Origin of the sequence: Brucella sp. 22210 (genome assembly GCF_052045675.1) — a bacterium.
In the GTDB taxonomy this organism is placed as follows: Bacteria; Pseudomonadota; Alphaproteobacteria; order Rhizobiales; family Rhizobiaceae; genus Brucella.
Genome location: NZ_JBQEPD010000031.1, coordinates 1 through 12,193 on the forward strand (window position 1 = coordinate 1; position 12,193 = coordinate 12,193).

Genomic DNA, 12,193 nt, shown 5'->3' on the forward strand with positions numbered 1-12,193 from the left:
GTAAGCGCTGTCCTGACCCCACCTTCCGGATCATCGCTTGATCATTGATGTTCAACCTCGAAAGAGGGCTAGGACATATGTCGATTTCAGAACTTACGCTTAAATCCAAGGATGAGCCGATACGCCGGTTTGAGGTGTTCACAGGCAATGGCCGTCGTCGCGAATGGAGCGACGATCAGAAGGCGCAGATCATTGCGGAGAGTTGCGAGCCTGGCGTCACGGTGTGCTCTGTGGCGCGGCGGCATGGATTGACGCCGCAGCAGTTGTTCACATGGCGACGGCTCGCCCGAAAGCCGCTTGATGTGTTGTCGGTGCCGGAGCAAGCACCAATGTTTGCACCAGCAGTCGTCGTGTCGCCCGAGAATTCGGAACCGAAGAGGGCGCGGCAAGCACGTTTGCCAAGAAGAACTTCTCCGGAGGCGGCCATTGAATTGCGGATTGATGGAGCCTGGCTGCGTATTGCCTCTGGCACCGATGCTGCAACCATTGCCGCCGTCATCCAGGCGTTGAAGGCTCAGTCGTGATTGGCCCGTCCGGTGCGGTAAAAGTGATGATCGCCACCAAGCCTGTCGACTTCCGCAAAGGTGCTGAAGGATTGGCGGCATTGGTAAAGGCCCAGATGGGTGCCGACCCGTTCTCGGGCACGATCTACGTATTCCGGGCCAAACGAACGGACCGGATCAAGCTGATCTTCTGGGACGGCAGCGGCGTGTGCCTGGTCGCCAAGCGGATCGAGGATGGCGAGTTCCATTGGCCTCGAATGCAAGACGGTGTGATGCATCTGACGGCCGCCCAGTTCTCGGCTCTGTTCGAAGGATTGGACTGGAAACGCGTGCATGCGCCGAGCGAAACGCGCACGCCGATAAAGGCCGGATAACGGGCGCGACCAATTGAATCAGAGCCATTCAGCGTCTCGCTCCGAGCGGCAAAATATGCTGTTCTCGATCCATGACGATGACGGCAGACGAGCTTCCGGATGACCTGAACGCGCTGAAAGCAATGGTGCTTTCGCGTGAGGCGGAGAATGCCCGCCTGCGGCAGATCATCAAGGAATTACAGCGTCACCGCTTTGGTCGACGGGCAGAGACGCTTCCAGAGGACCAGCTTCTGCTTGGGCTTGAAGAGGCCGAACAGATCGAGGCTGCCGGGCTGGAAGAGAAGGAACAAGGCTCGACTGCTCTGCGCCAGGCGCAGGTCGCTAAACGGCGTACGAACCGGGGTTCACTGCCAGCGCATCTGCCGCGCGTCGAGATCGTGGTCGATATCGATAACCATGCCTGCCCCTGCTGCCGCAACGACCTGCATCGGATCGGCGAGGATGTCAGCGAGAAGCTCGATCTTGTGCCCGCCCAATTCCGGGTGCTCGTGCTGCGCCGCCCGAAGTATGCCTGCCGGGCCTGTGAAGAAGTCGTTGTCCAGGCTCCGGCCCCGGCAAGGCTGATCGAGGGCGGCATCCCGACAGAGGCAACCGTCGCCCAGGTGCTGGTATCTAAATATGCTGACCACCTGCCGCTGTATCGCCAGGCGCAAATCTACAAGCGTCAGGGCATCGACCTCGACCGTTCGACGCTCGCCGACTGGGTCGGTCGCGCCGCCTGGCATCTACGCCCGGTCCATCAGCGGCTGCTCGATCATCTGAAGTCATCGTCCAAGCTCTTCGCCGACGAGACGACGGCCCCGGTGCTCGATCCGGGACGTGGCAAAACCAAGACCGGCCAGCTTTGGGCTTATGCACGAGATGACCGGCCGTGGCAGGGCGATGACCCGCCCGGTGTCACCTATGTCTATGCGCCAGATCGCAAAGGCGAACGACCGATGGCCCATCTCGACGGCTTCGTCGGCATCCTGCAGGTAGACGGCTACAGTGGATATCGCCCGCTCGCGGCAAAGAACACCGTGTCGCTGGCCTTCTGCTGGTCCCACGTTCGACGCCGCTTCTATGAGCTTGCTGCCGCTGGTCCGGCACCCATCGCCAGCGAGGCGCTGCGACGCATCGGCGAACTTTACAGGATCGAAGAAGAGATACGTGGCCGGCCCCACGAGGAGCGTCGTGTCGCCCGTCAGGAAAAAAGTCGTCCGATTACCGACAGCCTCGCTCCCTGGCTGCGTGAACAACTCGGCTACATCAGCCAGAAGACAAAACTCGCCGAAGCAATCCGCTATGCCTTGTCACGCTGGGACGGCTTGACCCGCTTCATCGACGATGGCCGGATCGAGATCGATTCCAACGTCGTCGAACGGTCAATCAGGCCAATTGCCCTCAATCGCAAAAATGCGCTATTTGCCGGTTCTGACGCCGGGGCCGAACACTGGGCGACTATCGCCTCGCTCATCGAGACGGCAAAGCTCAACAATGTCGAGCCACTGGCCTATCTCTCAGACGTCCTCACCAAGATCGTCAACAATCATCCAAATAGCCAGATCGACGACCTGCTGCCTTGGGCCTATGCCGCAACGCACGATCTCAAAGCCGTGGCCTGAAAACAGCGCTTACAATCCAGCTCAGACGAAATGAAAACATTATCCGCCGATGGGGTGAGGGAGAGGCTGAACCTCATCGTGGCACATGCAAAAGCGCGATTAGCCTCAAACAGATTGAGGCGGGACGATATAGATTCGAGATTTGCATGGAAGTGGTGCGGGTGGTCGGAATCGAACCGACACTCCTTTCGGAACCGGATTTTGAGTCCGGCGCGTCTACCAGTTCCACCACACCCGCACAGGTCTGCCGAAGCAGTTTGATATGGTCCAGAATGGACAGCGGGTTGGGATATACCGGCTAAACGAAACGAGGTCAATTGCCCACAAGCGCAGGTTTTGGCGAGGAATGTCGATTGTTATGAATGGCCTGTGTAAAGCTGCGAGCTAAAGGCGCCAAAGTGTGACACAGCATAGCTGTGTGACATGTTCGCAGGGAGGTGCGGCGGTGAGGTGACGCGAAGCCGTCAAGCATTCTACGCTGCCGTGCCTCAAGCACGGCATCCAGTTCCGCATGGATACGATCATCATATCCTGTCAGAAAACGCGAAACGTTTTCGCAGGCAATCAGATCGCAACTCTATCAACGGCAAGACCTTGCCGGGTCGATATGGCCTATCTGTGACGCAGGCCGTGTTCAACCACGTTCCACACCACGACGACCGCAATGAAGCCGAGCAGGATGTAATCAAGCGTGCTGATATAGTGGAAATATTCCATAGCGCATCTCCTTCCCATGGGAGGGCGCGATGGCGGTTGCGAACCAGACGAAAGCCGGTCCTGATTGTTATGACCCGGAACGCTCCGCACCTCTTGCGAGGTTGGAAATGCACCGGTGCGGACCTCCTCTTCCGCCTGTCATGCGCTCTCCCGAAAGCGATGATAACACGCCCTGAAAGCTTTCACAAACTGTTGATCTTGCCCGCTATTTCTATGGCCGGCAAAGCATCGTTCCAGAGCGGCATCAGTACGATTGCATCGTCGAAACCGCTCTGGTTTTGTTCTTACGTGCGTCTTCTCCGCAAATTGCTTCGCACTTTTCGGGACGAGCTCTAGCTGCGATCCGTGAAGCTTCGAATGCGGTTGCGTACGATACGGGCGAGATTGCGGGTGCGCTGATAGAGATGGATCTGCGACGCGGCCTGACGCGCAAGCCTGTCTGCACCGGGGTTCAGACCAACCACCAGTGTCTCAATGGTTTCGCGCTCCTGAAAGAGGCGTGTCATCACCGGATGGTCCGGCACGGCGCAGGAATCCGTTCTGAGGATATTCGGGTCGTTGAGATGGCTTTTCGCGACTTCAATCATGAGCAGAACGCCGGGCGAAAAAGCCTGAAGGCTTTCGTCGTAAGCGGTTTTCCATGTCCATGCCTCACCCGCAACGGTAAAGACGGTCAGGATGGCGATGACGCGCCCGTCCAGCTCCAGCGTGTGGACACGCACGCAATCGCGTTCAGCGAGATTGTTGACCGCCTCGCGCGCAAAGGCGGCACGGAAACGGTCCACTGCCATGGCCGTGCCGCGCTTTCCTTTCCAGCCATTGGCTTCCAGCGAAAGAAAATGTTCGAAAGACTGCCGCACTTCATCCGGGGTGCGATAGATGCGGTGGGCGAGTCCGCCCTTGTCGGCAAGACGCCGCCACAGACGCTGGTAGTCGCGGCGGTGTTGGCCGCCGATGGCCTGCTGGATGTAGCTGTCGCCGTCGAGGTCGCTCTTGAGGAACGGGCGCTCTTTCTGTTCGATGGCGACGACCGGCAGTTGCCGTCCGACCGCGACCGAGCGGATGAGCTTTGCCGCAGCGCCATTGGCGCGCATTTCAGGCAAAACCAGCACATTGGGCAGTTTGAGGTGGTCGCGCGCCAGAATATCGAACAGGTCCTCCACCACGCCGACAGGGTCGTCATGGTCGATGAGCGGTGTACCTTGCGGGCCGAAAGGCGTTGACCAGGCACGGATGACTGGGGTGGACAGCGGAAGGCCTGGACGCTCGATCGTGTAAGGCATCACGAAGCGCAGGCGACTGCGGATTTCGTTTTCGTCGCGCATGACCATGAAGCGGACCTCGCGATCTTCAAGCCGTGGCATGGCGGGGGCCAGAAAGCGGGCGTTGAAGAAGACATTCGGCTCGATGGTCCGGTTGCTCAGGTGATCCAGCTCGTTGCGCAGCTCGAAACCAGCTGCCGCACCGTAGATCGCCAGCTTGCGTGGGATATCGCGGCTGTGAAGGCTTTCCTCCAGCTTCTTGGCGGCATCCATGGCGGTAACTGTATCGGACAGTTCCGAAACGATGCGGGCTGCGTTTCCGCCTGCGGATTCTTCAAGCAAAGGTTTTGCGGCCATTACAAAATACCCTCCGGGCTATTGTCTCGATCTCGGGGGATGAGAATGAACATAGCGATATGCATGGTGCGAGAAACGGCTGTCGAAAGCAGTGTTGCTTCCATCAGCATGGCGATGGCTGTCGAAATGGCGGCGCCGGTCAGGCCGAAGCGTGGGATCAGCACCAGATTGAGAATGACATTCACGGCTAGCGTTACGGCATAGAGCAGGGCGCAGATGTTCTGCTTGCCCGACATGTTGAGAAGGCTTTCCGCCGGTCCTACACTGGAGCGGGCAATCACGCCGATGATCAGAATGAACAGGAGCGGATAGCCTGTCGTGAAGGCCGGGCCGAACAGCCGCAGCAGCGGATATCCGGCCATCAGGATGACGATGCCGAGGACGAGTGTGGGCCAGAAGGTCCAGCGAACGGAAGCCTGCGCAAAGCTTGCAAACTCTCGCCGGTCACCGCTGTGCAACAGATCGGAATAACGCTGCGCCACGCTGGCTTTCACAGCGAAATAGACGAAATGAGCGAGCGCCATGATCTTCGTGGTGGCGAAATAGATCGCTACATGTTCGGGGTCCATCTCGCGACCGACCATCAGAACATCGACATTGATGAGCAGGAAGAAGAAGCCCTCGACGAGGAAGATCGGCAAGGCGACCGTCATCCATTCACGCAGGCGCTGGTCGCGCTCTGCGGGGGGAATGTTCTTTTGCAGCGAGCGGTCGACCGTGAAAAACTGTCCTACCGTGGTGATCCACGTTGCGGCAATCGATACGGCAAGGGCCGTTGCAGCGGTCGACGGCAAGCCCGAGACATGCGCCACGATCATGAACAGAAGCACGAGAAGCGGGCGCACAATATAGCTTGGTGTCAGCGCCATGGTGACCCAGGTACGCGACCGGGCAATGCCGTCCAGCATATTGCCGAGCGTGATCATGGGCAGGCAGATGAAGCCCAGAATGAATGGCACCAGATAATAGCTGGAGATTTGATCCTTCAGCAACCAGAGCGCGAGCGAGCCGATCAGCGCAATGATAGTTGCGGAGGCAAAGGCAAATGCGCGTCCGGTAAACAGAATGCCACGCACCAGACCGAACATCTGGCGTTGAACATATTCCGGCACATAGCGAATGATGGTGGTGTGCAGGCCGAAGCAGGCGAGATCGCCGATGATGATCATCGTCAGCCAGACAAGAACGAAGATGCCATATTCGAATTCGCCCATCCAGCGGGCAAGGATGACTTGCGACAGGAGCGCAATGGCGGCGCTGGCCACACGGACAGAAAAGGCGACCAGCGATGCGCGCTGCGCAGCGGCCTGCGGACCGCTGTCGGTCAGCACGGAATCCAGTCGCTCCGTCACAGGACGAAGTCTGGCCGCGATGGTGCCGGGTAAAAACCGGCCCGCTGCTTCAGCTGCCGAAAACCACACGTCTTTGCCAACCCTGTTATGCGCCGCCCTTATGAATGAGCGTTTCGCTTGTTTGCGCCGGGATTTTCCCGGTCTTGCTGTCTGCTTTCTCGCATATCCTAACCGAAACCTGTTTCAAGTTTTTCGGGATATGTTCGAATTCTTGCATCTGCCTGATGAGAGGCGGATGAGCGGACATTAGATGGGAGTCCTTTAAAAAGGGAAAAAGGAAAAATCCAGCGAAAGATTTGGCGCGGAAACTGCAAGAATGGTGAGTATTTCCTAAATCCCGATCGTATATGCTTACTGTCTAATTAAAGCATCTGCTTAAAGATGGCAAAGCAGGTTTATCTGCGCCGTTATGGATGCGGGCCAGTATTCTTGGCTGCTATAGCATGTCTTGTGAGATTACAATGTTGCTGCACCGGTCTTCCCGCCTGCGGGGACGAGTGCAAAGAAAAACCCCGGCGTGATAAGCGCCGGGGTTTTTGTCATTCGTCTTATTCGAAAGCACCGTGGCAGTGCTTGTATTTCTTGCCTGATCCACACGGGCAGGTCTCGTTGCGACTAACCTTGCCCCATGTGCGGGGGTCGGCTGGATCGCGGTCAGCTGCCGGGACAACGCGCTCATCGTGCTGATGATCGGTCCAGGCGGCATCGTCGAAATCGTTCTGCCCCGTCGTCTCGTCAATGTGGCGGCCTTGCATGACCGGCAATTCCGGCTCCTGCGGTGCCTCGCGGACGATTTCAACGCGCATCAACTGCGAGATAACCACTTCGCGCAGGTTCGACAGCATGGACTGGAACAGTTCGAAGGCTTCAGTCTTGTATTCGTTCAGCGGGTCGCGCTGGGCATAACCGCGGAAGCCGACGACCGAGCGCAGATGGTCGAGATTGACCAGATGCTCGCGCCACAGATTGTCGAGCGACTGCATGATGACCGACTTTTCAACATAGGTCATGATCTGCGGTCCGAAGCGTTCGGCGCGGTCGGCAGCGGCCTTGTCGGCGGCTTCCTTGATGCGGTTCTCGAACTCTTCTTCGGCGATGCCTTCTTCCTTGGCCCATTCCTCGACCGGCAGGTCGAGATTGAGCTTGGTGACGACATCTTCCTTCAGGCTGGCAATATCCCACTTTTCCGCATAGGCGTCCTTGGGGATACGCAGGGCGACGATGTCCTCGATAACCTCATGGCGCATTTCTGCGACCGTTTCGGTCAGGTCCGGCTCGTCCATCATTTCCAGACGTTGTTCGAAGATCACCTTGCGCTGATCGTTCATCACGTCGTCGTACTTGAGCAGGTTCTTACGAATTTCGAAGTTGCGTGCTTCGACCTTCTTCTGAGCCTTTTCGAGCGCCTTGTTGATCCAGGGATGGACGATGGCTTCGTCTTCCTTCAGACCGAGCTTCTGCAGCATGCCGTCCATACGGTCGGAGCCGAAGATGCGCATCAGGTCGTCCTGCAACGACAGGAAGAACTTGGAACGGCCCGGATCGCCCTGACGGCCGGAACGGCCACGCAGCTGGTTGTCGATACGACGGCTTTCGTGGCGCTCGGTGGCGAGAACATAAAGTCCGCCTGCGGCAAGCGCCTTTTCTTTCAGCTGTGCAATATCGGCCTTGATCTCGGCGATCTTGGCTTCGCGTTCCGCACCTTCCGGAATATCGGCCAGTTCCTGACGAACGCGCATTTCCAGATTGCCGCCGAGCTGGATGTCGGTACCGCGACCAGCCATGTTGGTGGCGATGGTGACGGTGCCCGGCACGCCGGCCTGTGCGATGATGTAAGCTTCCTGCTCGTGATAGCGGGCGTTCAGGACCTGGAAGTCCTTGATGCCTTCCTTGCGCAGACGCTCGGCCAGAAGTTCCGACTTTTCGATCGAGGTCGTGCCGACGAGGATCGGCTGACCCTTTTCGTGCGATGCACGAATATCGCGAACGATGGCTTTGTATTTCTCTTCGACGGTGCGGTAAACCTCGTCGTCCTCGTCGATACGCTGCACAGGCAGGTTGGTCGGGATTTCGAGAACTTCGAGACCGTAAATATTGCCGAACTCTTCCGCTTCGGTGGCAGCCGTACCGGTCATGCCGGAGAGCTTGTTATACATGCGGAAATAGTTCTGGAAGGTGATCGAGGCCAGCGTCTGGTTTTCCGGCTGGATCGTCACATGTTCCTTGGCTTCCAGTGCCTGGTGCAGGCCTTCCGAATAACGGCGGCCCGGCATCATGCGACCGGTGAATTCGTCGATGATGACGATTTCGTCGTTGCGGACGATATAGTCCTTGTCGCGCTGGAACAGCTTGTGAGCGCGCAACGCATTGTTCAGATGGTGAACCACGGCGACATTCTCGATGTCGTAGAGGCTTTCACCCTTCAGATGACCTGCGGCTTCCAGAAGCTGCTCGACCTTTTCGGTGCCGACTTCGGTGAAGATAGCGGTCTTCTGCTTTTCGTCGACTTCGTAATCTTCTTCTGCCAGCGGCGGAATGAAGGTGTCGATGAGGTTGTAAAACTCCGAACGATCTTCCAGCGGGCCGGAAATGATCAGCGGGGTGCGCGCTTCGTCGATGAGGATCGAATCCACTTCGTCGACGATGGCGTAATTGTGCGGGCGCTGCACCATCTGGGCGCGCTCATACTTCATGTTATCGCGCAGATAATCGAAGCCGAGTTCGTTATTGGTGCCGTATGTGATGTCGCAGGCATAGGCCTCGCGACGCTCATCGTCGTCCAGACCGTGCTTGATGACGCCGACCGTCAGGCCGAGGAAATTGTAAAGACGACCCATCGTCTCCGCATCGCGGGTGGCGAGGTAGTCGTTGACCGTCACGACATGAACGCCCTTGCCTTCAATCGCGTTGAGGTAGACGGGCAGGGTTGCCATCAGCGTCTTGCCTTCACCGGTGCGCATTTCGGCGATGCCGCGTTCATGCAGCACCATGCCGCCGATCAGCTGCACATCGAAGGGACGCATGCCCAATATGCGCTTGGCGGCTTCACGCGCGGTCGCAAAAGCGTCGGGCAGAATGGCGTCGAGCGTCTTTCCTTCAGCCAGTGCGGCGCGGAATTCGGCGGTCTTGGCCTGAAGCTGCTCATTGGTGAGCGTTTCGTAATTCTTCTCAAGCGCGGTAATTTGCTCCGCACGCTGACGCAGGGTCTTTACCTGGCGGTCGTTGGATGAACCGAATATCTTGCGGGCGAGGCCGCCAAAGCTGACCATCTCTGGTCCTTTCCTGTCCGTTCAGCCGGAAGCGCTTCCGGCAATGTCGAATGCTTTATTCACGCGTATTGAAACAAATGCAAGAAAAGTACACCGCTAAAGCAGCCCTTCAAGGCGCAATTTTGGCGCAATTTCCCCCCGCTACTCGCCGAGCGTCCAAACCCCGGCAGATTTGCAGGGTATCGCTGGAAACACTCTGGACGCAAAGCCGAAGGACAGATAAGTGGGGCTTAGGGCGATGTCAACGTTGCTCAACAGGCCGGAAATCCCGCTCTTTCGTGACAGGGTGGCGGTATCCGGGCCAAATTCCGCCGCATTCATCGGGCCGGTAAGCGGTCTCGAAGGAGAGAATCTCATATGAAAGCCATTCTCAAAGCCCCTTATCGCAAGGCTCTCGCTGTTCTTGCGGCATCCGTTGCCCTCGCAAGCCTCTCCGGCGCGGCCTCGTTCGCGCAGGACGCGGCGCCCAAGCCTGCGGATGCGGCACAGACTGCAGCCGCTCCGGCTGAAAAAGAAGATCCGGCAAAGGTTCTGGCAACCGTCAACGGCAAGGACATCACTGTCGGCGACGTTGATCAGGCCGCTGGCGATCTTGATCCGCAGTTTGCCCGTCTTCCGGCTGAACAGCGTCGTCTGGCAGCCTTGGCCGCACTGATCGACATCAAGGCGATGTCGGCGGAAGCGGAAAAGGAAAAGCTCGACCAGACCGATGAGTTCAAAGCCCGTCTGGCTTTCCTGCGTGAACGCGCCCTGCACAACGAATATTTCAAGGACGCCATCGTCGACAAGATCAGCGATGCCGATATTCGCGCTCGCTACGACAAGGAAATTGCCGCCATGCCGCCTCAGGTTGAGGTGCGTGCGCGTCACATTCTCGTGAAGACGAAGGAAGAAGCCGAAGCCATTATCAAGAAGCTCGCCGGTGGTGCGAAGTTCGAAGATCTGGCCAAGGAAAGCTCCACGGACGGTTCCGCTGCCAATGGCGGCGATCTCGGTTATTTCACCGAAGGCCAGATGGTTCCGGAATTCGAAAAGGCAGCCTTTGCGCTCAAGCCTGGCGAATATACGAAGGAGCCGGTGCAGACCCAGTTCGGTTTCCACGTCATTCAGCTCGAAGACCGCCGTACCAAGCAGCCGCCTGCATTCGATCAGGTCAAGGAACAGATCCGTTCGATCATTCTGCGTGAGCGTTATGTCGAAACGGTCAAGAAGCTCCGCGACGGGATGAAGATCGACTACAAGGATCCGGCCGTCGAAAAGGCGATGAAGGATGCCGCCGCCGCACAGGATGCTGGCGAAACGGGCGACGCGCCTGAAGGCGAACAGCCGCAGCAGTAAACTTCTTAAGAACTTAAACGCCCCGGTCTTCCGGGGCGTTTTTCATTCTATCTGCCGTTTCTGCTTGATTTTGTCCCGCAAACATTTCCAATGCGCCAGAATCAAGACTATCGATGAACCATCGAACCGAACACCCTGAACCGACCCCTTTTGAGGCACTCATGTCTGCGTCCGTTTCTCCGCTCGCTCCAAAACATTACCCGTCCATGCCTGCCATCGACGGTGTGCGTATTGCTACTGCCGCTGCCGGTATCAAATATAAGGGGCGGACCGATGTGATGCTGATGGTGTTCGACCGTCCGGCGGAAGCCGCAGGCGTGTTCACCCGTTCGCTCTGCCCGTCGGCGCCGGTCGATTTCTGCCGCAAGAACCTCGTTCACGGCAAGGCGCGTGCTGTCGTGGTCAATTCGGGCAATGCCAATGCCTTTACCGGCGTGAAAGGCAAGGCCGCAACCGAGGCGACGGCGGAAGCTACCTCAAAGGCCGTCGGCTGCAGCACGACCGATGTGTTCCTGGCTTCGACCGGTGTGATCGGCGAGCCGCTCGATGCGAGCAAATTCTCTCATCTGCTCGGCGACATGAACAAGGATGCGGTCGAGGATTTCTGGACCGAGGCCGCCAAGGCCATCATGACCACGGACACCTATCCGAAGGTCGCCACCGAAACGGTGCTGCTGGGCAAGGTTCCCGTCACGATCAACGGTATCGCCAAGGGCGCTGGCATGATTGCGCCGGACATGGCCACCATGCTGTCCTTCATCGTGACCGATGCGCCGATCAAGGCCGATGTGCTGCAAAGCCTTTTGTCCAAAGGCGCGAACAAGAGCTTCAACGCGGTGACTGTCGATAGCGACACCTCCACCTCTGATACGCTGATGCTGTTTGCAACCGGTGCTGCAGCTGGTCGTGGTGCGCCGAAGATTACAGATGTCTCCGACAAGCGCCTGAAGGAATTCAAGAAGGCGCTGAAGCGCGTTCTGAAGTCGCTGGCCTTGCAGGTGGTGCGTGACGGTGAAGGCGCACGCAAGATGATCGAAATCGAAGTGACGGGTGCCAAGTCGTCGGCTTCCGCCAAGAAGATCGCGTTTTCCATCGCCAATTCGCCGCTGGTCAAGACCGCTGTGGCGGGTGAAGACGCCAATTGGGGTCGTGTTGTGATGGCCGTGGGCAAGGCCGGTGAACCGGCGGATCGCGACAAGCTCGCCATTTCGTTCGGCGATATTCGCGTTGCCTATCAGGGCGAGCGCGATCCTGCTTATTCCGAACAGGCGACCTCCGCCTATATGAAGGGCGAGGATATCCGCATCCATGTCGATCTCGGCATTGGTCGCGGCGAAGCCACTGTCTGGACCTGCGATCTCACCAAGGAGTATGTGGCGATCAACGGCGACTACCGAAGCTGAGGCCTTGGGCCCCA

8 protein-coding genes and 1 tRNA gene are annotated in these 12,193 nt (G+C 58.0%); 5 read left to right on the forward strand and 4 right to left on the reverse strand.

Going from position 1 to position 12,193, the window contains the following annotated elements:
- The first annotated feature begins 77 nt into the window (after positions 1 to 77).
- The 3 genes from tnpA (at position 78) to tnpC (ending at position 2,481) form a co-directional block, all read left to right on the forward strand.
- The gene (tnpA, locus tag ACTJKP_RS22480) at positions 78 to 524 is read left to right on the forward strand and encodes an IS66-like element accessory protein TnpA (RefSeq protein WP_181375986.1); all 447 of its coding nucleotides are present in this window, start codon (positions 78 to 80) and stop codon (positions 522 to 524) included.
- Complete coding sequence (tnpB, locus tag ACTJKP_RS22485; protein WP_109366349.1) at positions 521 to 877, forward strand: IS66 family insertion sequence element accessory protein TnpB; 357 nt, start codon at positions 521 to 523, stop codon at positions 875 to 877. The genes tnpA and tnpB overlap by 4 nt, the downstream gene beginning before the upstream one ends.
- A 71-nt stretch (positions 878 to 948) precedes the next feature.
- On the forward strand, positions 949 to 2,481 hold the full coding sequence (gene tnpC / locus ACTJKP_RS22490; protein ID WP_121539677.1) for an IS66 family transposase: 1,533 nt from the start codon (positions 949 to 951) through the stop codon (positions 2,479 to 2,481).
- A gap of 153 nt (positions 2,482 to 2,634) precedes the next feature.
- On the opposite strand, the gene ACTJKP_RS22495 is transcribed toward tnpC, so the two are convergent.
- The 4 genes from ACTJKP_RS22495 to secA all read right to left on the reverse strand — a co-directional run bounded on the left by ACTJKP_RS22495 (position 2,635) and on the right by secA (position 9,438).
- A tRNA-Leu gene (locus ACTJKP_RS22495) sits at positions 2,635 to 2,719 on the reverse strand.
- An 811-nt stretch (positions 2,720 to 3,530) separates the two neighbouring features.
- Positions 3,531 to 4,817, reverse strand: a complete 1,287-nt coding sequence (gene bspF / locus ACTJKP_RS22500; protein ID WP_440632244.1) for a type IV secretion system effector crotonyl transferase BspF — start codon at positions 4,815 to 4,817, stop codon at positions 3,531 to 3,533.
- Positions 4,817 to 6,238 (reverse strand): lipopolysaccharide biosynthesis protein, encoded by a 1,422-nt coding sequence (locus tag ACTJKP_RS22505; protein ID WP_440632245.1) that lies wholly within the window; start codon positions 6,236 to 6,238, stop codon positions 4,817 to 4,819. The genes bspF and ACTJKP_RS22505 overlap by 1 nt, the downstream gene beginning before the upstream one ends.
- 479 nt (positions 6,239 to 6,717) lie before the next feature.
- Positions 6,718 to 9,438, reverse strand: coding sequence for a preprotein translocase subunit SecA (gene secA / locus ACTJKP_RS22510; protein ID WP_440632246.1), 2,721 nt, complete (start codon positions 9,436 to 9,438; stop codon positions 6,718 to 6,720).
- Between the two features lie 357 nt (positions 9,439 to 9,795).
- Here secA and ACTJKP_RS22515 point away from each other — a divergent pair, with 357 nt between their 5' ends.
- Together ACTJKP_RS22515 and argJ are read left to right on the forward strand one after the other, a co-directional pair.
- Positions 9,796 to 10,776 (forward strand): peptidylprolyl isomerase, encoded by a 981-nt coding sequence (locus ACTJKP_RS22515; RefSeq protein ID WP_113534766.1) that lies wholly within the window; start codon positions 9,796 to 9,798, stop codon positions 10,774 to 10,776.
- A 161-nt stretch (positions 10,777 to 10,937) separates the two neighbouring features.
- On the forward strand, positions 10,938 to 12,179 hold the full coding sequence (gene argJ, locus ACTJKP_RS22520) for a bifunctional glutamate N-acetyltransferase/amino-acid acetyltransferase ArgJ (protein WP_440632247.1): 1,242 nt from the start codon (positions 10,938 to 10,940) through the stop codon (positions 12,177 to 12,179).
- The last annotated feature ends 14 nt before the right edge of the window (positions 12,180 to 12,193 follow it).

Coding starts and splice junctions, on each gene's coding strand:
- tnpA (WP_181375986.1), top strand. CDS start 78: ATGTCGATTTCAGAACTTACGCTTAAATCCAAGGATGAGCCGATACGC.
- tnpC (WP_121539677.1), top strand. CDS start 949: ATGACGATGACGGCAGACGAGCTTCCGGATGACCTGAACGCGCTGAAA.
- bspF (WP_440632244.1), bottom strand. CDS start 4,817: ATGGCCGCAAAACCTTTGCTTGAAGAATCCGCAGGCGGAAACGCAGCC.
- secA (WP_440632246.1), bottom strand. CDS start 9,438: ATGGTCAGCTTTGGCGGCCTCGCCCGCAAGATATTCGGTTCATCCAAC.
- ACTJKP_RS22515 (WP_113534766.1), top strand. CDS start 9,796: ATGAAAGCCATTCTCAAAGCCCCTTATCGCAAGGCTCTCGCTGTTCTT.
- argJ (WP_440632247.1), top strand. CDS start 10,938: ATGTCTGCGTCCGTTTCTCCGCTCGCTCCAAAACATTACCCGTCCATG.